This window comes from Nonomuraea sp. NPDC048881 (assembly GCF_040649795.1).
Lineage (GTDB): Bacteria > Actinomycetota > Actinomycetes > Streptosporangiales > Streptosporangiaceae > Nonomuraea.
The window spans coordinates 27,048-47,432 of the sequence record NZ_JBEZGC010000009.1 but is presented as its reverse complement, the minus strand read 5'-3'; the positions used below and the strand labels follow the sequence as shown (position 1 = coordinate 47,432).

The 20,385-nt window shown below is 73.6% G+C and carries 22 protein-coding genes; 9 read left to right on the top strand and 13 right to left on the bottom strand.

The window, feature by feature from the left end:
- The first annotated feature begins 218 nt into the window (after positions 1 to 218).
- Positions 219 to 1,475 (top strand): aspartate--tRNA(Asn) ligase, encoded by a 1,257-nt coding sequence (aspS, locus tag AB0C33_RS29830; protein WP_358293733.1) that lies wholly within the window; start codon positions 219 to 221, stop codon positions 1,473 to 1,475.
- Between the two features lie 24 nt (positions 1,476 to 1,499).
- Here aspS and AB0C33_RS29825 read toward each other — a convergent pair whose 3' ends face one another.
- The 3 genes from AB0C33_RS29825 to AB0C33_RS29815 are packed head-to-tail and all read right to left on the bottom strand — an operon-like array spanning position 1,500 to position 4,234.
- Positions 1,500 to 3,056: an MFS transporter gene (locus tag AB0C33_RS29825; RefSeq protein WP_358293731.1), complete on the bottom strand. Its 1,557-nt coding sequence runs from the start codon at positions 3,054 to 3,056 to the stop codon at positions 1,500 to 1,502.
- A 5-nt stretch (positions 3,057 to 3,061) separates the two neighbouring features.
- Positions 3,062 to 3,715 (bottom strand): LppX_LprAFG lipoprotein, encoded by a 654-nt coding sequence (locus tag AB0C33_RS29820; protein WP_358293730.1) that lies wholly within the window; start codon positions 3,713 to 3,715, stop codon positions 3,062 to 3,064.
- 60 nt (positions 3,716 to 3,775) lie between these two features.
- A complete protein-coding gene (locus AB0C33_RS29815; protein WP_358293728.1) occupies positions 3,776 to 4,234 on the bottom strand; it encodes a MarR family transcriptional regulator in 459 nt (152 codons plus the stop codon).
- An 80-nt stretch (positions 4,235 to 4,314) separates the two neighbouring features.
- Here AB0C33_RS29815 and AB0C33_RS29810 point away from each other — a divergent pair, with 80 nt between their 5' ends.
- Positions 4,315 to 5,241, top strand: coding sequence for a cation diffusion facilitator family transporter (locus AB0C33_RS29810; protein ID WP_358293726.1), 927 nt, complete (start codon positions 4,315 to 4,317; stop codon positions 5,239 to 5,241).
- Positions 5,242 to 5,249: 8 nt separating this feature from the next.
- Here the strand turns inward: AB0C33_RS29810 and AB0C33_RS29805 are convergent, their stop codons facing one another.
- From AB0C33_RS29805 to AB0C33_RS29795, 3 genes are all read right to left on the bottom strand, one after another.
- Complete coding sequence (locus AB0C33_RS29805; protein ID WP_358293725.1) at positions 5,250 to 5,843, bottom strand: 4'-phosphopantetheinyl transferase superfamily protein; 594 nt, start codon at positions 5,841 to 5,843, stop codon at positions 5,250 to 5,252.
- Positions 5,844 to 5,860: 17 nt separating this feature from the next.
- A complete protein-coding gene (locus tag AB0C33_RS29800; RefSeq protein WP_358293723.1) occupies positions 5,861 to 6,574 on the bottom strand; it encodes a hypothetical protein in 714 nt (237 codons plus the stop codon).
- A 103-nt stretch (positions 6,575 to 6,677) separates the two neighbouring features.
- Positions 6,678 to 8,072 (bottom strand): aminopeptidase P family protein, encoded by a 1,395-nt coding sequence (locus AB0C33_RS29795; protein ID WP_358293722.1) that lies wholly within the window; start codon positions 8,070 to 8,072, stop codon positions 6,678 to 6,680.
- Between the two features lie 139 nt (positions 8,073 to 8,211).
- Between AB0C33_RS29795 and AB0C33_RS29790 the strand changes: the two genes are divergently transcribed.
- The 5 genes from AB0C33_RS29790 (at position 8,212) to AB0C33_RS29770 (ending at position 12,818) form a co-directional block, all read left to right on the top strand.
- Entirely contained in the window at positions 8,212 to 8,640 is a 429-nt protein-coding gene (locus tag AB0C33_RS29790; protein WP_358293720.1) for a CBS domain-containing protein, read from the top strand.
- 46 nt (positions 8,641 to 8,686) lie between these two features.
- Positions 8,687 to 9,340, top strand: a complete 654-nt coding sequence (locus tag AB0C33_RS29785; protein ID WP_358293718.1) for a hypothetical protein — start codon at positions 8,687 to 8,689, stop codon at positions 9,338 to 9,340.
- Positions 9,316 to 10,257, top strand: coding sequence for a carbohydrate kinase family protein (locus tag AB0C33_RS29780; protein ID WP_358293716.1), 942 nt, complete (start codon positions 9,316 to 9,318; stop codon positions 10,255 to 10,257). Before AB0C33_RS29785 ends, AB0C33_RS29780 begins: the two co-directional genes overlap by 25 nt.
- 75 nt (positions 10,258 to 10,332) lie before the next feature.
- Complete coding sequence (locus AB0C33_RS29775) at positions 10,333 to 11,106, top strand: cyclase family protein (protein WP_352321865.1); 774 nt, start codon at positions 10,333 to 10,335, stop codon at positions 11,104 to 11,106.
- Positions 11,103 to 12,818 carry a thiamine pyrophosphate-binding protein gene (locus tag AB0C33_RS29770; protein ID WP_358293714.1) on the top strand — a complete coding sequence of 572 codons (1,716 nt, stop codon included), beginning with the start codon at positions 11,103 to 11,105 and terminating at the stop codon, positions 12,816 to 12,818. The genes AB0C33_RS29775 and AB0C33_RS29770 overlap by 4 nt, the downstream gene beginning before the upstream one ends.
- Positions 12,819 to 12,840: 22 nt before the next feature.
- Here the strand turns inward: AB0C33_RS29770 and dhaM are convergent, their stop codons facing one another.
- Genes dhaM through dhaK form a run of 3 tightly spaced genes read right to left on the bottom strand, consistent with a single transcriptional unit; the run spans position 12,841 to position 14,899 of the window.
- Positions 12,841 to 13,215 (bottom strand): dihydroxyacetone kinase phosphoryl donor subunit DhaM, encoded by a 375-nt coding sequence (gene dhaM / locus AB0C33_RS29765; protein ID WP_352358152.1) that lies wholly within the window; start codon positions 13,213 to 13,215, stop codon positions 12,841 to 12,843.
- Positions 13,215 to 13,919, bottom strand: a complete 705-nt coding sequence (gene dhaL, locus AB0C33_RS29760) for a dihydroxyacetone kinase subunit DhaL (protein ID WP_358293712.1) — start codon at positions 13,917 to 13,919, stop codon at positions 13,215 to 13,217. The genes dhaM and dhaL overlap by 1 nt, the downstream gene beginning before the upstream one ends.
- A complete protein-coding gene (gene dhaK, locus AB0C33_RS29755) occupies positions 13,919 to 14,899 on the bottom strand; it encodes a dihydroxyacetone kinase subunit DhaK (protein WP_358293710.1) in 981 nt (326 codons plus the stop codon). Before dhaK ends, dhaL begins: the two co-directional genes overlap by 1 nt.
- A 155-nt stretch (positions 14,900 to 15,054) precedes the next feature.
- Between dhaK and AB0C33_RS29750 the strand changes: the two genes are divergently transcribed.
- The gene (locus AB0C33_RS29750) at positions 15,055 to 15,801 is read left to right on the top strand and encodes a lysophospholipid acyltransferase family protein (protein WP_352358146.1); all 747 of its coding nucleotides are present in this window, start codon (positions 15,055 to 15,057) and stop codon (positions 15,799 to 15,801) included.
- 25 nt (positions 15,802 to 15,826) lie between these two features.
- Here the strand turns inward: AB0C33_RS29750 and AB0C33_RS29745 are convergent, their stop codons facing one another.
- Entirely contained in the window at positions 15,827 to 16,633 is an 807-nt protein-coding gene (locus AB0C33_RS29745) for a serine/threonine-protein kinase (protein ID WP_352358144.1), read from the bottom strand.
- A gap of 56 nt (positions 16,634 to 16,689) precedes the next feature.
- Positions 16,690 to 17,943 (bottom strand): MFS transporter, encoded by a 1,254-nt coding sequence (locus tag AB0C33_RS29740; RefSeq protein ID WP_358293709.1) that lies wholly within the window; start codon positions 17,941 to 17,943, stop codon positions 16,690 to 16,692.
- A 65-nt stretch (positions 17,944 to 18,008) separates the two neighbouring features.
- Here AB0C33_RS29740 and AB0C33_RS29735 point away from each other — a divergent pair, with 65 nt between their 5' ends.
- On the top strand, positions 18,009 to 18,617 hold the full coding sequence (locus tag AB0C33_RS29735) for a helix-turn-helix domain-containing protein (RefSeq protein ID WP_358293707.1): 609 nt from the start codon (positions 18,009 to 18,011) through the stop codon (positions 18,615 to 18,617).
- Positions 18,618 to 18,675: 58 nt separating this feature from the next.
- On the opposite strand, the gene AB0C33_RS29730 is transcribed toward AB0C33_RS29735, so the two are convergent.
- Complete coding sequence (locus AB0C33_RS29730; RefSeq protein WP_358293705.1) at positions 18,676 to 19,299, bottom strand: DJ-1/PfpI family protein; 624 nt, start codon at positions 19,297 to 19,299, stop codon at positions 18,676 to 18,678.
- A 4-nt stretch (positions 19,300 to 19,303) separates the two neighbouring features.
- On the bottom strand, positions 19,304 to 20,266 hold the full coding sequence (locus tag AB0C33_RS29725) for a GlxA family transcriptional regulator (RefSeq protein ID WP_358293704.1): 963 nt from the start codon (positions 20,264 to 20,266) through the stop codon (positions 19,304 to 19,306).
- Positions 20,267 to 20,385: the final 119 nt, after the last annotated feature.

The window sequence follows — 20,385 nt, the reverse complement described above, 5'->3', positions numbered from 1 at the left end:
GCCGCACGGGCCCAGAGAGCCGCCGGCAGCTGTGAAGGCGGTCCCGTGTCCGCTGGTGAAGACACTCCCGAGTGCGGGGAGGAAATGCCCCGCCGGCTGACCCTCGTCATCGGGTCGTGGAGGCCGCCCCTCGCGGGCGGCGAAAGTGCGGTGGCACCGGGAGCTCCCTTCTCCCCCGCACTCCCAAGGGGTCATGCATTTCCTGCAGAGGAGCTGTAATGATCTCTCGTGTCCTGTCGGCGTCGCTCGCTGAGCACGCCGGCCGACGAGTGACGATCGCCGGTTGGGTCCATCGCCGCCGGCACCTGAAATCCGTCTCCTTCCTGGTCGTACGCGACCGTGCCGGGCTGGCCCAGGTGGTCAGCGCGGACGGGGAGCTGCCGCCGGAGGAGAGCGTCGTCCGGGTCACCGGCACCGTGACCCCGGCCGGGCAGGCGCCGGGCGGGGTCGAGCTGACCGGCCCGGAGATCGAGGTCCTGGCCGAGCCCGCCCAGGCGCCGCCGTTCGACCTCTACCGGCCGGTCGTGGCCGCGACGCTGCCGACGGTCCTCGACCACGCGCCCGTCGCGCTGCGGCATCCGCTGCTGCGGGCGCCGCTGGAGATCTCGGCGGCGAGCGTGGCCGGGTTCCGCGAGACGCTGGACGGCCTCGGGTTCACCGAGATCCACACGCCCAAGATCGTGGCCTCGGCCACCGAGTCCGGCGCGAACGTCTTCGGCATCGACTACTTCGGCCGCCGCGCCTACCTCGCGCAGTCGCCGCAGTTCTACAAGCAGACGATGGTCGGGGTGTTCGAGCGGGTCTACGAGGTCGGGCCGGTCTTCCGCGCCGAGCCGCACGACACCGTCCGCCACCTGGCCCAGTACACCAGCCTCGACGCCGAGCTGGGCTTCGTGGCCGACCACCGGGACGTGATGGCCGTGCTGCGGGAGGTCGTCGCCGGCATGGTGGAGTCGGTGCGCCGCCGGGCCGCGTCCGCCGTCGAGGCGGCCGGGGCCGTGCTGCCCGCCGTGCCCGCCGAGATCCCGGCCGTGCACTTCACCGAGGCACAGCGGCTGACCGGCGAGGACGAGCCCGACCTGTCACCGGCCCAGGAACGCTGGTTGTCGGACTGGGCGCTGCGCGAGCACGGGTCGGAGTTCCTGTTCGTCACCGGCTACCCGATGTCCAAGCGGCCGTTCTACACCCATCCCGACCCGGCCAGACCGGGCTACTCCAACGGCTTCGACCTGCTGTTCAGGGGCCTGGAGCTGGTGACCGGCGGCCAGCGCCTGCACCGGTACGACGACTACGTCCAGGCCCTGGACGGGGACGTGCAGCCGTACGAGGGCTACCTCCAGGCGTTCCGGTACGGGATGCCGCCGCACGGCGGGTTCGCCCTCGGCCTGGAACGCTGGACGGCCCGGCTGACCGGCGCCGCCAACATCCGCCAGACCACCGCCTTCCCCCGCGACCTGCACCGCCTGTCGCCCTGACCGGCGGCGCCACCTGATTCACGGTCAGTGTTCGGGGTCGGGGGCGGCGTCCGCGAGGGCGGGCGCCGCCTCCGGCAGGGCGCGGCGCGGCATGAGCAGCGCCACCGCCGCCCCCAGCAGGCAGACGAACGCCGTGAGCAGGAACATCTCGGTGTACTCGACGTGCAGGGCGGCATCGACCTGGGCCAGGTAGTCGGCCAGCCGCCGCTGGTAGGTCTGCGCGTCCACGCCGAACGGCAGCGGCGTGTCCAGGTTCGCGGTCAGCGACTGGAACCGGTGGAACCCCCACGCCGACACGCCCGCCACGCCGACGAGCATGCCCATCATCCTGGCCACCACGACCGCCGCCGAGGCGACGCCGTGCTGGACGGCCGGGCTGACCCGCAGGACCGCCGACGAGACCGGCGCGATCACCAGGCCGAGGCCGAGCCCCGCCACGACCAGGTCGGCGTCCACGGCCAGGCCCGCGCCGGCCAGGTCGAGCGGCCAGCGGCTCATCAGCCAGTATCCGGCCGCGGCGATCAGCAGGCCGGGCACCGCCACCGCGCGTTCGCCGGCCCGCCGGGCCAGCACGCCGCCGAGCAGCGCGCCCACGGCCAGCGCGCCGAGGAACCGGGCCAGGACCAGCGCCGCGCCCAGGGCGTCCTTGTCCAGCAGCGTCTGGGCGGCGAACTGCACGAAAACCATCGTCACCAGCAGCGCCGCGCCCGCCAGGAAGCTCACGCCCAGCGTCGCCAGCAGCGGCGACTTGCGGGCGGCCGACAGGTCGAGCAGCCGGACGGGGGAGCGGATCTCCCACCAGACGAAGACGCCGCCCGCCACCGCCCCGGCCGCGATCACCGGCGGACCCCACGGCGGCAGCACGGTCGTGGCCGGATCGGGGTTGTACAGGCCGACGACCAGGAGGGCCAGCGCCAGCGCCAGCAGGGCGCCGCCGACGACGTCGACGCGGGCCGTGCCGGAGGGCGGCCGGGCCGGGACCGTACGCTGTACGGCGACGGCGGCCAGGGCGGCGAGGGGCACGTTGACCCAGAAGATGGCGTGCCAGCCGCCCAGCTCCACGCCCGCCACGGCGACCGGCGGGACCAGCGCCAGCACGCCGCCGTACAGGGGGCCGAGGGCGCTGCCCAGCTCCTGCGCCGCGCCCACCGCGCCCAGCGCGAGCGGCCGGTCGCGCGCCTCCCACAGGTCGCCGATCAGCGCCATCGTGATCGGCAGCAGCGCCCCGCCCGCCACGCCCTGCACCGTACGGCCCGACACCACCATCGCCTCACCGGCCGCCAGCGCGGTCAGCACCGAGCCGAGCGCGAACGCCGCCAGGCAGGCGTGGATCAGCGGCCGCCGGCCGTAGCGGTCGGAGAGCTGGCCGAGCAGCGGCATCGCGGCGACGTAGCCGAGCAGGAACCCGGTGACGACCGGCGTGACCCGCTCCAGGTGGTTCTGCGGCACGCCGACGTCGTGGGCGATGTCCATCAGGACCGTCACGACCACGTAGGCGTCGAGCGCGGCCAGCAGCACCACCGCGCCGCCCGCGCCGAGCGCGACCCGGCGGGCGCGGTCCGCCGGGACGTTCCGGCTCACCGGGCTCATCCGGACGGCGGCGGCGTGATCGTGACCGGCGCGTCGTAGTCGCTGAACGTCACCGTCACCGTGCCGTTCTGCAGCGGCAGGCTCGCCTTGGTGAGCCTGCCGCTGGCCTTGTCGATCCAGACCTTGCCGTTGACGCCCTGCGTGACGCCCGGGACGATCTGCCCGACGACCTGCCCGGAGAACGTCGTGGCCACCCGGTACGAGCCGTCCTCGACCGCCTCCACCGTGGGGTCGGTCGCCGAGGCGAGCAGCTGCGCGATGCCCTTGCCCGGGTCGAGGATCACCGACGGGTCGTAGAACTGGGCGAGCTGCTGCCTGGTCATCGTCTGGAAGCCGCCGGTCGGCCCCTTGAAGTGCACGGTGTCGCCGATCAGGGCGAAGGTGATCTCCTGCAGGGTGCCCAGCACCTCCAGCGTGATCGTGCCGTCGGCGTCGCCCGCCGAGGTGAGCCTGCCGTCGGCCTTCTTGAGCGGCACGTTGGGCTTGCCCTCCGTGGCGATCGAGAAACCGGCCGACCTGACGGCCTTCATGGCCTCCGCGGACTTCTTCATCACCTCGGGCCCGGCGGGGAGCTCGTCACCCCCGCCGCCCCCCGCGGAGCAGGCCGGCATCAGCGCGAGCACGACAACGATCAGCAGCTTTCGGAGCATGAGCGGATCGTAGCGAGCGCCCGGGAACGCCGGTGAGCCGTCGCCGATATCGGTTGGGCCTCAGCGCAGCTTCTTCAGGTGCTCGACGATGGGACCGAACGCCTGCTCCAGCGCCTCCAGCTGGTCGTCGGTGAGCCGGTCGACGAAATGCTCGCGCACGCTCGCGACGTGGTCGGGCGCCACCCGCTGGATCGTCGCCCAGCCCTCGTCGGTCAGGACGGCGAACGTGCCGCGCCGGTCGTCGCGGCAGTCTTCCCTGGTGACCAGCCCTTTGGCCTCCATGCGGGAGATCTGGTGCGACAGCCTGCTGCGCGACTGGATCGTGGCGTCGGCCAGGTCGCTCATCCGCATGCGCCGCTCGGGGCTCTCGGAGAGGTTGACCAGGATCTCGTAGTCGTTCAGCGAGAGCTGGTGCTCCTGCAGCTCGCGGTCGAGGCGGTGCATGAGCAGCTTGTGCAGCGCGAGATGCGTACGCCAGGCACGCTGTTCGGCGGGGGAAAGCCAGCGGGGCGCGCTCATGATCCCCAATCTATCGCACGCCTCCGACGATGCGGCTACCTGCGGGGGGCCGCCGCGCAGGGCCGCCGTACAGTGATCTGATGGAGGAGAAGTCGGGGGAGAGCCTGGCGACCGTGCTGGTCGCGGGCGCCGCGAACCTGACCATCGCCCTGGCCAAGCTCGTCGCGGGGCTGATCGGCGGCTCGGCCGCGATGTTGTCCGAGGCGGCCCACTCGGCCGCCGACACGATGACCGAGCTGCTGCTGTTGGTCTCCGTACGCCGGGCGGGCAAGCCGCCCGACGAGCGCCACCCGTTCGGCTACGGCAAGGCGGGGTTCTTCTGGGCGATGATGGCGGCGGTCGCGACGCTGGTCGGCGGGGCGGGGTTCTCCGTCACCCACGGGCTGCACGAGATCAGCCACGGCGAGAAGCTGGGCAACCTCACGCCGTCCTACGTCGTGCTGGCCGTCTCGTTCGTGATCGAGGGCATCTCGTTCACGAAGGCGTACTCGCAGTTGCGCGCCGAGGCCGGCCGGTACAAGGTGCATCCGGCGCGGCTGGTGCGGATCACGTCCGACACCGCGCTCAAGGCCGTGCTGTTCGAGGACGCCGCCGCGCTGGTGGGCCTGGTGATCGCGGCGCTCGGGCTGCTCGGCTCGCAGTTGTCCGGCTCGGCCCTGTGGGACGGCGCGGCCTCGGTCGCCATCGGCCTGCTCCTGCTGGTGGTCGCGCTCATCCTGATCCAGTCGAACCTGTCGCTGCTGATCGGCCAGGCCGCCCCCAGGCAGATCGAGGTCGGCATCCGCGCGGTGCTGCTGGCCCAGCCCGAGGTGGACGACGTGGTCGAGCTGCTGACGATGATGATCGGGCCGGGCTCCATCATGATCGCCGCCAAGATCGACTTCCGGGACGAGGCGAGCGCGGCGGGCGTGGAGATCGCCTGTGACGAGATCGACCGGCGGCTGCGCGACCGCTTCTCCGGCGTCACCCTGGTCTTCCTCGACCCCACCCCGACCCGCCGCCGCTGACCGGGCCCTCAGAGCGCGGGGACGGGAATCCGCTCGGCCGGCGTGTCGGTGACGACGGCGACCCTGATGTCCGGGGCGGCCCGCCATTCCAGCAGGTGGCCGACCGGCAGCGGGTCGACGCCGGTCGTGCGCAGCTCGTCCAGGGTGAGCTCGCCGCGTTTGACCAGGGCCTCCTTGCGGGTCCAGTGGCGGATCAGGTCGTCGTTGCCGGTCACCAGGGCGCGTTCGGCGGGCGTGAGCGCGTGGTCGGCCAGGCCCTCGTTCAGCGGGCCCGTCGGCACGTGCTCGGCGTCCACGCCGACCCGGCCGGGGCCGGCCGCGGCGCACACGTAGCCGCGGGTGTGGCTGAAGCTCACGCCCAGCTCGGGGGCCTCGCGCAGGTACGGCCTGCCGTGGCCGGGGCCGTGCACCTCGCAGTGCTGCAGCAGGGTCAGCCCCTCCGGCGGCAGATCCAGCACGGCCGCGGCGCACAGGCGGACGAGCAGGTGGGCCGCGACGAAACAGGCGCGGTCGGCGGGGAAGACGAACCGGTCGGCGCGTTCGCGCTCGGCCTCGGTCAGCCACGTCTCGGGGGCGCGCACCTCTTCGGGGCGGCCGCCCATCGCCAGGGGGACGATCGTCAGTCCTTCTTCGCCGCGGGGTCGTCGAGCTTGTGCTGGTCCTGCGAGGCCGCGCCGAGCACGGTCACGTCCTGGACCTTCCAGGCGCCCTTCTGCTTCACAAGCGTGATCTTAAGGTGCGAATCCTTCACCGAGCGAATCGCCTGCGCGGTGTTCACCTGCTGGTCCACGACGACGATGGCGTGCGCGGTGGCCGCGTCGGCGTCGGCCAGGTAGACCTCGCGGACCGTGGCCTGGGAGACGGCCTTGAGCTTGACGATCACCTGGGACGTCGCGCCGCCGAACGCCGCGTCGTAGGTGGCCTGGAAGTCGCCCGTGGCCTGGGCGGACAGGGTCGAGCGGGTGCTCTGGAGGTCCTTGTAGTCGTAGCTGAGCAGGGCCTGGCCGAAGGCGCTCGCGGCGCCGGAGACCTCCAGGCGCAGGGCGCGTTCGCGCTCCAGGCGGGCCAGCGCGTCCCGGGCCCGGGAGGCGTCGATCCACTGCGGCACGGCGGCGGCCGCGACGGCCGCCGCCAGCATCGCCGCCAGCGCGCCGAGCACCCGCCCCCGTGTGAACCACCCGCCCACCGCCGCCGTCCCGCCGCCCACCGCCGCCGTCCCGCCGCCCTCCGCCTCTCGGCCGCTCTCCGCCTCGGTGGGAGCCTCGGTGGGGGGCTGTGGAGGTGCCCCGGTGTCCGGGGTGGTGGGGGCGGCGAGGTGGTGGTCGGCGGTCATGGGGACTCCTCACGGCGGCGGGCTGCCCGGCCCGCCGCGATCCAGCCCACGATGCCAGCCCAGGTCGCACCTTGTCAGTCGGCCACGAGAAGTGACCGGGCCGTCACGAGCGGACGACGTTCATCCAGGACTCGATCTCGTCGGGGTGGCGGGGGAGGGCCTTCGACATCAGGGTGGCGCCCTCGGCGGTGACCACCAGGTCGTCCTCGATGCGGATGCCCATGCCGCGCAGCTCGGCGGGCAGCGTCAGGTCGTCGGGCTGGAAGTACAGGCCCGGCTCGACCGTCAGGACGTTGCCCTCCTCCAGCACGCCGTCGAGGTAGACCTCGGCCCGCGACCTGGCGCAGTCGTGCACGTCGAGGCCGAGCATGTGGCCGCTGCTGCACAGCGTGTAGCGGCGGTACAGGCCCGACTCCATGAGGGCGTCGGGGGAGTCCTTCAGCAGGCCCCAGTCGTGCAGGCCCTCGCAGATGACGCGCATGGCCGCCAGGTGGAAGTCGCGGAAGCTCGCGCCGGGCTTCAGCGCCGCAATGCCGGCGTCCTGGGCGGCCAGCACCAGCTCGTACGCCTGCCGCTGCGCCGCGGTGAACCGGCCCGACAGCGGGAACGTCCGGGTGACGTCGGCGGTGTAGAGAGTGTCGGTCTCGACGCCGGCGTCCAGCAGGAGCAGGTCGCCCTCGGCCAGCGCGCCGTCGTTGCGGATCCAGTGGAGCACGCAGGCGTGGGCACCGGAGGCCACGATGCTGTCGTAGCCGACCGCGTTCCCCTCCAGGCGCGAGCGCAGCCCGAAGACGCCCTCCAGGTAACGCTCGCCGCGCGGGTGGCCGAGGGCCGCGGGCAGGGCGCGCACGACGTCCTCGAAGCCGCGCACGGTGGCGTCCACGGCCGACTGCAACTCGCCGACCTCCCACTCGTCCTTGACCAGCCGCATCTCCGACAGGAACACCTCCAGCTCGGCGTCGCGGCCGCCCGCCGGCACCAGCGCGTCGACGGAGGCGTCGACGCCGCGCAGCACCCGGGCCGGGCCCTCGGAGCGCAGGTCGCGGATGTGCGCGCACTCGATCTGGTACAGCTCCGACGCCTCGGCCAGGTCGGGCCTGCGGCCCACCCAGAACTCGCCGTAGCGGCGGTCGCGGTAGAACTCCTCGCCCTCCTCGCGCGGCGAGCGCGGCCGCACGTACAGCACGGCCTGCCCGGACGGCTCGATGACCAGCACGTCGCCGGGCTCGCCCGCGCCCGTCAGGTAGGAGTACGCGCTGTGCGGACGGAACCGGTAGTCGCTGTCGTTGCTGCGCACCTTGAGCGTGCCCGACGGGACGACCAGCCGCTCACCGGGGAAACGCGCGGCCAGCGCCGCCCTGCGCCGGGCCGCCCAGGGAGCGATCGGCAGCGCGGTCACGCCGGTGCGCCGGGTGTCGGCCCAGCCGGTGCGCATGAACGCGGCCAGCTCCGGGGTGATGGGCAGGTCGTGGCTTCCGGTGTTGAGCTGCTCGGTCATCGATGCCTTCCACGTCGTCGGAGATGCGGCAAGTCAGCCTACGTGACCGCTTGACGGGGTCCCCACTCGGTTGTTTGCCTGTGAGGACCGGGCATAAGCCGGCCCTCGGCCGGGGACAACGGGAGCAGAGGTGGTGCACATGCTCATCGGGACGATCCTGCGCAACAAGGGAAACGCTGTCACCACGGTGGCGCCGGCGGCGACGGTCCGGGAACTGCTCGGCAAGCTCGCCGACCACAACATCGGCGCGGTCGTCGTCTCCACCGACGGCACGACGATCCAGGGGATCGTCTCCGAGCGCGACGTGGTGCGGCGGCTGCACGACCGGGGCCCCGAGATCCTCGACGCGCCGGTCTCCTCGATCATGACGACCGAGGTCCGCACGGCCGGGCCCGGCGACAACGTCGACGAGCTGCGCCGCACGATGACCACCCACCGGTTCCGCCACATGCCCGTGGTCGAGAACGGCCGGCTGGTGGGCATCGTCAGCATCGGCGACGTGGTCAAGAGCGCGATCGAGGAGCTGGAGACGGAGAAGGCGTCGCTCGTCGACTACCTCCACCGCTGACCGGGGCGTTGACAGGGGCGTCGATGGAGATGGCACCCTTGGGTCCGTGACGTACGGCCCCCCTGAGCCCCCTCGGGCGACGAGCAGTCCGCCGATCATCCTGCTCGTGTCCGGGCTGGCCGCCGTGGTGGCCTTCATCCTGGGCATCTTCGTCGGGTACGGCGCGGAGGGCTCGTCGGCCTCGCCGGCGCCCAGGGTCACGGTGACGGTCGAGGGCACCGGCCCGCCCTCGGCCTCCGTCCCCGCCACCCAGCCCGCCCCGACGGACGCCCCGCAGACCGGCCCCCTCCAGACGGACCCCCTCCAGACCGGTCCAGCCCAGACCGGTCCCGCCCAAACCGGTCCCACGCAGCCCGGACCGGCACAGACCGGTCCCACGCAGCCCGGACCGGCACAGACCGGTCCCACACAGCCCGGACCCGCGCAGACCGGTCCCACGCAGCCCGGACCCGCGCAGACCGGGCCGATGGCCGGGATGCGCACGTTCGTCGTGGGCGTGGACATGCCGCCCGGCACCTACCGCACGACCGGTCCCGTCGCCGGTTCCACGAACTGCTTCTGGGCCCGGCTGAACAGCACGTCCCCCGACCTCGGCTCGGTGATCAACGCGGGCGCGCCGACCGGGCCGGCGAGCGTCACCATCGAGCCTGGCGACAAGGCGTTCCAGACCGCCGGATGCGCACAGTGGACCAAGGCGTGACGGCGGCCGGTGGGTTCGACCTTCTGGTCGTCGGGGACGCCAACCCCGACATCGTGCTGACCGGCGCGCCGCGCGACCTGGCGTACGGCCAGCGCGAACAGCTCGTCGCGGGCGGCGACCTGGTCCTCGGCGGGTCCGGCGCGATCACCGCGTGCGGGGCCGCCAGGCTCGGCCTGCGCGCCGCCTTCGCCGGCCGCGTGGGCGACGACGCGGCGGGGCGTTTCGTGCTCGGCGCGCTGGCCGAGCGCGGGGTGGACGTCTCCCACTGCGTCACCGACCCCCGGCCCACGGCCATGACCGTCGTGCTCGCCGACGGGACGGACCGGGCCATCCTCACCTCGCCGGGCTGCCTGCCGTACCTGACCGCCGCGGACGTGCCGCGCGGCCTGGCCCGGCACGTGCACGTGTCGTCGTACTTCCTGCAGCCGGGACTGGCGGACGGGCTGCCCGCGCTGCTGGCGGAGCTGCGCGCGGCGGGCGCCACGACCTCGCTGGACACCAACGACGACCCGGCTGGCCGCTGGGACGGCCTGGCGGACGTGCTCGCCGCCACCGACGTGTTCCTGCCCAACGCCGGCGAGGCCAGGGCGATCGCGGCCCGCCTGTCCGGCGTCCGTGACGGGCCGCTGGAGGCCGTCGCGGCGCGGCTGGGCGCCCTCGGACCGGCCGTCGTCGTCAAGGACGGCGCGGACGGCGCGCTGGCCTGGGAGTCCGGCCTGGTGACGCGGGCCCCGGCCAGGGCCGTCGAGCCCGTGGACACCGTCGGCGCGGGCGACAGCTTCGACGCGGGCTACCTCGCCGCCAGGCTGCGCGGGATGAGCCCGCGTGAGTGCCTCGACGTGGCCGTGGCCTGCGGATCGTTGTCCACCCGCGCGGCCGGCGGCACCGCCGCCCAACCCACCTGGGACGACCTGTGAAGACCGCCCTGCCGTGTCGTTGCGCGGGTGAGTCCCGCTGGAGGAGGATGCGCTCAGCCCAACAAGGAGGATGACATGTCGGTGTTGCAGAGCTTCCTGGACAGCGTGCGCGGCGGTGCGATCGAGGTGGTCGACCTGACCGCGCCCCTGTCCTCCGAGACGCCGATCCTCCAGTTGCCCGAGCCGTTCGGCAACACCATCCCGTTCCGGCTGGAGGAGATCAGCCGTTACGACGACCGCGGCCCCGCCTGGTACTGGAACGACATCCACACCGGCGAGCACTCCGGCACCCACTTCGACGCCCCCGTCCACTGGGTCACCGCCCGCGACGGCCAGGACGTCTCCCAGGTGCCCGTACGCAGCCTGATCGCGCCCGCGGTCGTGCTCGACTTCGCCGCCGAGGCGGCCAAGGACCCCGACTTCCTGTTGCAGATCGACCACGTCAAGGAATGGGAACGCGCCAACGGCCCGCTGCCCGACGGCGGCTGGCTGCTCTACCGCACCGGCTGGGACGCCCGCTCCGCCGACCAGGCCGCCTTCCTCAACGCCGACGAGACCGGCCCGCACTCGCCGGGCATCTCGGTCGAGTGCGCGTCCTGGCTGGCCGCCGAGACCCCGATCCTCGGGCTCGGCGTGGAGACCGTCGGCACCGACGCCGGGGCCGCCCACTCCTTCGACCCGCCCTTCCCCTGCCACTCCTTCCTGCTCGGCGCGGGCAAGTACGGCCTGACCCAGCTCCGCAACCTCGACCGCCTGCCGGTGACCGGGGCCGCCGTGGTCGCCCCGCCGCTGCCCATCGTGGGCGGCTCCGGCAGCCCCGTCCGCGTCCTGGCCCTGGTGGAACGTTGACCGTCCCGGAGACGGCGGCCGCGGCGGTCGGCCGGGCGCTGGCCGCCGGCGGCGTCCGCACGGCGTTCGGGGTGGTCGGCAGCGGCAACTTCCACGTCACGAACGCGCTGGTCGAGCACGGCGTGCGGTTCGTCGCCGCGCGGCACGAGGGCGGGGCGGCGACCATGGCCGACGCCTACGCCCGGATGAGCGGCGAGGTCGGCGTCGTCACGGTCCACCAGGGGCCGGGGCTGACCAACGCGATGACGGGGATCGCCGAGGCGGCCAAGAGCCGTACGCCGATGATCGTCCTGGCCGGTGAGGCGACGGACGCGCGCTCCAACTTCCACATCGACCAGGACGCCCTGGCCGCGGCGGTGGGCGCGGTCCCCATGCGTCTCACGGACGCCGCGCGGGCCGAGGAGCAGGCGCTCGAAGCCTTCCGCGTGGCCTCGCGGGAACGCCGCACGGTCCTGCTGAACCTGCCGCTCGCCGTGCAGTCCGCCCCCTCCCGCAGCCGCGCCCCCGCACCTGCCCTGACCGGCGCGGCCGGGCCCGACCGCTCAGCGGCACAGGACACGACCGCCGGGCCCGACCGCTCAGCGGCGCAGGACATGACGGCCGGGCCCGACCGGGCAGCCGCGGACGACGCGACGGCCGCGCTCGGGCGGCTGCTGGCCGGGGCGCGGCGGCCGGTGTTCGTCGCGGGCCGCGGCGCCCGGCACGCCCGCCGCGAGCTGGAGGCGCTGGCCGACCGCACCGGCGCCCTGCTGGCCACCTCCGCCGTCGCCAAGGGCCTGTTCCGCGGCAGCCCCTGGGACCTCGACGTGAGCGGCGGCTTCGCCACCCCGCTGGCCGCCGAGCTGATCCGCGGCGCGGACCTGATCGTCGGCTGGGGCTGCGCCCTGAACATGTGGACGACCCGCCACGGCACGCTGATCCCGCCGGAGGCGAAGGTGGCCCAGGTCGACCTCGACCCGGCGGCCGTCGGCGCGCACGTCCGGGCCGACCTCGGCGTGGTCGGGGACGTCCGCGCCGTGGCGGCGGCCCTCACCGGGCCGGGCGGCGCCGCGCCGGGCTACCGGTCGGCCGAGCTGGCCCGGCGGATCAGGGACGAGGGGCGCTGGCGCGCGGTGCCGTACCGGGACGAGAGCGGCGCGGGCCGCATCGACCCGAGAACGCTCACCATCGCCCTGGACGACCTGCTCCCGAGCGAGCGCGTCGTGTCCGTCGACTCGGGCAACTTCATGGGATACCCCTCGATGTTCCTGGACGTGCCGGACGCGGGCGGGTTCTGCTTCACCCAGGCGTTCCAGTCGGTCGGGCTCGGGCTGGCGACCGCGATCGGGGCCGCCCTGGCCCGTCCGGACCGGCTCCCGGTGGCCGCCCTGGGCGACGGCGGCGCGTTCATGGGCATCGCCGAGCTGGAGACCGTCGTCCGGCTGGGGCTGCCCATGGTGGTCGTGGTCTACGACGACGAAGCGTACGGGGCGGAGGTGCACCACTTCGGGCCGCACGGGCATCCGCTCGGCATGGTCCGCTTCCCGCCCGCCGACCTGGCCGCGATCGCCCGGGGCCACGGGTTCGCGGCGGTGACCGTCACGGACGCCGCCGGGCTGGCGGGCGTGGCCGAATGGCTCAAGGGGCCCAGGGACCGCCCGCTGCTGGTGCACGCCAGGATCACCGGCGAACGCGGCTCCTGGTGGCTGGAGGAGGCCTTCAAGGGCCACTGAGCGGGGCCAGGGGCCGGGACGGTCAGAGTTTGCGATAGGTGCGGGCCTCTTCGGCGGCGGCCAGCACCTCCGCCAGCGACCCGCCCGTGCACGCCGCCACGCACGCCGCCACCGCCCCCTCCACGAACGGCACGTCCGCGATCACCACCCGCCCGTCCTCCTCCAGCAGCCGGGCGGTCAGCACCGAGCTGCCGAGGTCGGGGATGATCAGCACGCCGTCGCCCCGGTCCACGCTGCGCACCGCCTGCTCGACGAGGTCGAAGCTGGTGCCCAGGCCGCCGTCCGCGGTGCCGCCGGCCGCCGCCACCGGCACGGGCTCCGCGGCGATCCCCAGGGCCAGCGCCGCCGTCTCGGCCGCCAGCCCGGCACTGTGCGAGACCAGCACCACCCCGACCATCAGCCCTCCGCCCGCCCCTGGCCCTCTGCCGGGCTCCGGCCCTCTCCGGGGGTCCGGCTCTCGGCCTGGTCCTGGCCCTCTGCCCGGTTCCGGGCCACCGTGGCCAGGGCGCGCATGATCAGGGCCGCCGAGGCGGCTCCCGGGTCCTCGTGGCCCACGCTGCGTTCGCCCAGGTAGCTGGCCCGGCCCTTGCGGGCCTGGAGGGGGATCGTCTCCCGCGCGCCCTCGGCAGCCGCGTCCGCCGCCCGTTCGAACGCCTCCAGCGCCCCGATGCCGTCCCGTACGGCCAGGGCCAGTGACCGGGAGGCCGGGACCAGCGCGTCCACCATGGTCTTGTCGCCCACGGCCGCCTTGCCCAGCCGTTCCAGCGCGACCACCCCCTCCTCGAACGCCGCCTCGAAGCGGGCCAGCGTCACCGGGGACTCCAGCGTCCGGCCCATCTGCCGGAACATCGACCCGTACAGCGGGCCGGAGGCGCCGCCGACGCGGCGGATGAGGGCCGTGCCCGCGTCGGCCAGCACCTGCCCGGGGGAGCCCGGCGGCCGGTCGGCCAGCGCCTTGGCGACCTCGGTGAAGCCGCGGTCGAGGTTCGCGCCGTGGTCGGCGTCGCCGATGGCCGCGTCGAGGTCCGTCAGCCGTTCGCGGTCGCGGCGGACCAGCCGGGCTGCCTCGTCGAGCCAGTCCGCGAAGAAGCTGGTGTCCATCAACACCCCCAGCGCAGCGCCGGCGTCTCGACGGGCGCGTCCCAGAGCCGGATGAGCGGGTCGTCGACCCGGCACACGGTGACCGAGAAGCCTTGCATGTCCAGGCTCGTCACGTAGTTGCCGACGAGCGAGCGGGCCACCCGCGCGTCCTTGCCCTTCACGAACGCCGCGACCTCGGCGAACAGCACGTACAGCTCCATGAGCGGGGTGCCGCCCATGCCGTTGACCATCACCAGCAGGTCGCCGCGGAGCGGCAGGTCGCTGTGCAGGGCCTCCATCGCGACGGCGGCCAGCTCGCGGGCCGAGGCCATCGGCACCCGCGTGCGGCCGGGCTCGCCGTGGATGCCGATGCCCAGCTCCACGTCCGTCTCGGGCAGGTCGAACGTCGGCTTGCCCGCCGACGGCGTCGTGCACGAGGTCAGCGCGATGCCGAAGGACCGGCTGCGCTCGTTCACCTCGGCGGCCACCCTGGCCACCTCGGTCAGTGGCGCGCCCTCCTCGGCCAGCGCGCCCGCGATCTTCTCCACGAACAGCGTCGCGCCCGTGCCGCGCCGCCCGGCCGTGTAGAGCGAGTTCTGGACGGCCACGTCGTCGTCGACCAGCACGGAGGCCACGTCGTTGTCCTCGGCCAGCTCGGCGGCCATCTCGAAGTTGAGCACGTCGCCGGTGTAGTTCTTGACGATGTGCAGCACCCCGGCGCCGCCGTCGACGGCCTTGGTGGCCTCGATGATCTGGTCGGGCACGGGCGAGGTGAAGATCTCGCCGGGGCAGGCGGCGTCCAGCATGCCGTGGCCGACGAACCCGGCGTGCAGGGGCTCGTGGCCCGAGCCGCCGCCCGACACCAGCCCCACCTTGCCGGGGCGCGGCCCTGCGGCCCGGTAGACCACGCGGTCCTGGACCCTCAGCTCGGGATGGGCCGCGGCCATGCCGTTCAGCGCGTCCTCCACCACGGAGTCGGCGGTGTTGATGAGCTTCTTCATGGTCAAAACATCTGCCCGTTCTCACGGGAGGGCAAGCGCCGCCGCGTGAACAGGGGGGATGTCCTACGATCTCGTGACCCGAGCCGATCTTTTCCGGGCGGGACCAGGTCTCCCGGGTGGCCTGCCGACCGGCGTGAGTAGGCTACCTTCTGCTCATGGCTGAGATTGTGTACCCGCCGGTGATCGCCGCCGCGCGGACCCTCTTTCGCGTGCTCGACTACCGCTTCCACATGGAGGGCACGGAGCACGTGCCGCGGACCGGGGGAGCGGTGCTGGTGAGCAATCACATCAGCTATCTCGACTTCATCTTCGCGGGGTTCGCCGCGGTGCCGTCCAAGCGGCTGGTGCGCTTCATGGCCAAGCAGGACGTCTTCGACCACCGCGTCTCGGGGCCGCTGATGCGCGGCATGCACCACATCCCGGTCGACCGCGGGGCCGGGGCCGGCTCGTACGCCACCGCGCTGCGCAAGCTCAAGGCCGGCGAGGTGGTGGGCGTCTTCGCCGAGGCCACGATCAGCCGCTCCTTCACCGTCAAGGAGATCAAGAACGGCGCGATCCGCATGGCCCAGGCCACCAACGTGCCGGTCATCCCGGTCGCCCTGTGGGGCAGCCAGCGGTTGTGGACGAAGGGCCGTCCCAAGCAGCTCACCCAGCGGCACGTGCCGATCACCATCCTGGTGGGCGAGCCGTTCCACCCCAAGCGCGGGGAGGACGTCAACCAGCACACCGTCGACCTGCACACGCGCCTGTCGGAGCTGGTCGACCGGGCGCAGCGCACCTATCCCGAGGTGCCGCCGGGCGTGTGGTGGCAGCCCGCGCACCTGGGCGGCACCGCGCCCACCCCCGAGGAGGCGGCCGCCATGGACGCCGCCGAGGCCGAGGCCCGAGCCCAGCGGGACTGAGCCCGCCTGAGCCCGCCTGAACCGGTCAGATGGCGGCCTGGTAGGCGCTGGCGCGCATGCCCGCCAGCAGGCCCGCCGTCTGCTCCGGCGTGTAGCGGCGCACCGGGTCGTGGTGGAGCAGCCCCTCGATGAGCGGGCGCATCACCCCGGCCCGCCGCGGCGGCGGGTACGGGCCGCTGCGGGCCATGCCGAGCACCGTGGCCGCGTCCTGCCCGGGGTAGGGCGGCTGGCCCTCGACGGCGCTGTAGAGCGTCGCGCCGAAGGACCACATGTCGGCCTCCTTGCTGGCCGGCCCGCCGTGCAGCCGCTCCGGGGCCATGAACGCGGGCGTGCCGCGCAGCCGCCGCGAGGTCGTCATGCGGATGTCGCCCTCGGCCGTGGCGATGCCGAAGTCGGTCAGCACCACGCGGTCGCCGGTCAGCATCACGTTCGCGGGCTTGACGTCGCGATGGAGCACGCCTGCCTTGTGCGCGGTGCGCAGCGCGGCGAGCAGGTGCTGGCCGATCGCCACCACCGACTGCGCGGGCAACGTGCCCACCTGGGAGAGCAGCTGGTGGAGTGAGAGCCCGTGCAGGTACTCCATCACGATCCAGAGCTTGCCGCCCACTTCCATCAGGTCGTGGACCGTGACGATGTTGGGGTGCGTCAGGCCGGCCGCCATCCGGGCCTCACGCAGCACCCGGCGGCGAACCATCTCGGCCTCACCGGCCAGAGTCAGCTCCTTCAACGCCACCTCTCGGTGGAGGAGCCGATCGAACGCCCGCCAGACGACTCCCATACCCCCACGACCGGCCTCCTCGTTCAGGAGGTACCGTCCGCCGATCTCCCGCATACCATCCCCTCAAGCTCGGGGATAATCATGTCATCTCCGCACACGGCATAGGGTGCCTAACGTGATCTGGATATGTCGGGAAGTGTAGGTTCGCTGGTCAGCGCCGCAGAAATTCGCCCAGGCAGGGCGCGCCACACGAGCCCCACCGCCACCAGGCACAGCCCCGCGGCCCCGGCCAGGACGGCGGCCAGCCCGAACAGGTCGCCCGCCAGGCCGCCGAGCGCCGCGCCCACCGGCATGCCGCCCATGCCGACCAGCCGGTAGGCGGAGTTCACCCGTCCCAGCATCTCGCCGGGGATCAGCCGCTGGCGGATCGAGACGACCAGCACGTTGGCCGCCGCCCCCGTCACGCCCCACACCACCGCGACCGGGTACAGCGCCCACGGCGACGGCACGAGCATGGGGACGAGCAGCAGCAGGCTGCTGATCAGCCACGCCCCGACCAGCGTGCCGGCCTCGCCGATCAGCCGCGTGACCGGCCCGGTCAGCGGCGAGCCGAGCACCGCGCCGGCCGCGAACGCGGTCATCATGAGGCCGTAGCCGCTCGGGTCGAGGCCGATGCGCGACCCGTCGCCGACGGCCCACAGGACGAAGACGGCGAAGTATCCGGCGTTGGCCATGTTCAGCATGCCCGCGGAGATCGCCAGCCTGCGCAGCAGCCGGTGGGCCCACAGGTAGCGCAGCGCCTCGCCGATGTCGGCGCGCAGCGGGCGGCGCGGCCCGGATGCGGCCGGAGCGGCCCGGAAGGAGCCGGCCATGCCGGTCAGCAGCAGGGCCGCGGCGGCGTACAGGAGGGCGGGGGCGCCGAAGAGGGCGGCGGGCAGCAGGCCGGCGAGCAGCCCGGCCACCGGCGCGCCGACGAAGTCGTTGCCGACGGTCTGGACGCCGACGATCCGGGCGTTGGCCCTGGTGAGGTCGTCCTTGGCGACGGTCATGGGCAGGACGGACTGCGCCGAGGTGTCGGCGAAGACCTCGCTCACCCCGGCCGCGAAGATCACCGCGAGCAGCGTCCACAGGTTCAGCAGGCCCGCCGTCGCCAGCAGCGCCGCCACCGCCAGCACCGCCGTACGCGCGGCGTTGGCCAGCGTCATGATCCGGCGGCGGTCGACCCGGTCGGCCACCGCCCCCGCGTGCAGCGCCAGCAGCAGCCAGGGCGCGGTCGCGGCGGCCCCGGCCAGCGACACCAGCGTGGGGGAGCGGGTCATGGACACGGCCAGCAGCGGCGCGCCCACCCGCAGCACACCGTCGGCCAGGTTCGACAGCGCGGTGGACGACCACAGGAACCAAAAGGCCCGCCCGAGACGGTTCACGACTCACTCCGATAGTGTGTAAGGAAAAGTGTGCATAGTTTCCTTTGCAAAGATAGGCTTGCACAGTGACAGAAGGCAAGGGCTTCTCCGCCCGCACCCTCGACGCGAAGGCGCTGAAGTCGTTCGCGCACCCGCTGCGGCTGCGCATCTACGAGCTGCTCGACGAGCACGGCCCGGCCACCGCCACCGGCCTGGCCGGCCTGCTCGGGCAGAACACCGGGGCCACCAGCTACCACCTGCGCGAGCTGGCCCGCCACGGCATGATCGAGATCGCGCCCGAGCTGGGCCGGGGCAAGGAGAAGTACTGGCGGATCACGCCCGGGGGCTTCAGCTTCGGACCGGCGAAGGACAACCCCGAGGAGGTGGACGCCGCGCTGAGGTTCCTGCTGGACGACATGGTCCGGCAGCGCGGCGCGGAGCTGACCCGGTGGCGGGAAGGCGCGATGCGGGCTCCCGAGGAATGGGTTCAGGCCGGCGTGTTCGCCCGCCGCTCGCTGCGGCTCACCCCCGAGGAGACGGCCGACCTGCGCGACCGGGTGCTGGAGGTGCTGGACCGCTTCCGCCGCCTGTCGGACGGCAGGGACGCCCCCGCCGACGGCGCCCACGTCGTCGTGCACTTCGACGTCCTGCCGCTCGGTGCCACGGGCGACCCGCCCGCGCAGGACCGGTCCTGACCCCTGCGACGCGCGGCGCCCCCGTCCCTGGAGGGACGGGGGCGCCGTGGCCGGACGATCAGGAGATCAGGGTCATGGCCCGCTCGACGGTGCCCTCGGGCGCCTTGGCGGGCGAGCCCGCGTCGAACGGCGGCTGCGGGTCGTACTCGATCGCGAGCTGCACCGCCTGTGCTGTCTCGACGCCGTCGGCCTGGGCCAGCAGGGTCAGGGCCATGTCGATCCCGGCCGACACCCCGGCGGCCGTCACGATCTTGCCCTCCGTGACGACGCGCTCGCCCACCGGCTCGGCGCCGACGCCCGTCAGTCCGTCCAGCACCGCCCAGTGGGTGGTCGCGCGCACGCCCTTGAGCAGCCCCGCCGCGCCCAGCACGTACGAGCCGCTGCACACCGACGTCGTCCACCGCGTGTGCTCGTGGGCCTCGCGCAGCCAGCCGAGCAGCGCCTCGTCCGACATCGCCTCCGCGGTGCCGGGCCCGCCGGGCACGAGCACCACGTCGGGACGCGGCAGGTCGGCGTAGGAGGCGGTGGCGGCGATCGACAGGGTGCCCTGGTCGTCGGTCACCGGCCCCACCTCCCCGGCGACGAACGTCACCGTGACGCCGGGCGCGAACGCCAGCACGGTGTAGGGGCCGACCGCGTCAAGAGCGGTGAAACGGGGATAAAGCGGGATTGCCACGTGCATGGTGTCATTTCTCCTTCGACTGGAATCTGCGGCGGTGCTCGCCCGGCGACACCCGCCAGTGGCGGCGGAAGACGCGGTAGAGGGTCTCCGGCGTGCCCAGGCCCGCCTCCCTGGCCACGGTCTCCAGGGGGTGCCCGGTGACCTCCAGGAGGCGTCTGGCGGCGTCGGCGCGGCTGCGTTCGACGTACCGGCCGGGTGGCAGGCCGGTCTGCTCGGTGAAGACGCGGGAGAAGTGCCGTTCGCTCATTCCGACGCGCCGGGCGAGCGCGGGCACGCTCAGGTCGGCGGCCGGGTTGGCGTCGATGTAGCCCTGCAGCTCCCGCAGGGGGAGGCTGCGCGGCGTCATGGCCCGCATCGGCGCGCTGAACTGGCTCTGCCCGCCCGGCCGGTGCAGGTAGACGACGAGCCCGCGGGCGACGTCGCGGGCCAGCTCGTGGCCGTGGTCCCTGGCCACCAGCGCGAGGGCGAGGTCCACGCCGGACAGCACGCCCGCCGAGGTCCACACGTTGCCGTCCTCGATGTAGAGCGGATCGGGGTCCACTTCGACGTCGGCGTAGCGGTGGCGCAGGTCGTCGGCGGACAGCCAGTGGGTGGTGGCCCGGCGGCGGCCGAGCAGCCCGGCCTCGGCCAGCAGGAAGGCCCCGTTGCAGACCGAGGCCACCCGTCCCGCCCGCGCGGCCAGGGCGGCGACCGCCCCGACCAGCGCGCGGTCCTCCAGCTGCCGGGGCACCGACAGCCCGCCGGCCACCATGAGCGTGTCGATCGGCTCCGACACCTCGCCGAGCGCCCCCGCCATGACGGTGACCCCGTTCGACGCGCTCACCGCCCCCGCATCCACACCGGCCACCTCGACCCGGTAACCCCGCCCCCGGGCGATCAGGTCGGCGGTCGCGAACACGTCCGCCGGCCCGGCCATGTCCAGCAACTGGAAGCCCGGGAAGACGACGATCACGATCCGTCGCTGCATGCCTTCATGCTGGTCGCGGCCCTGCATTGGCGTCAATGACACAAACCTTGCACATTACGCCACCCGCTCCCGCCTGCTGGCGGTGGCGGGTTACACTTATTGCAGATATCGAGGGTCGG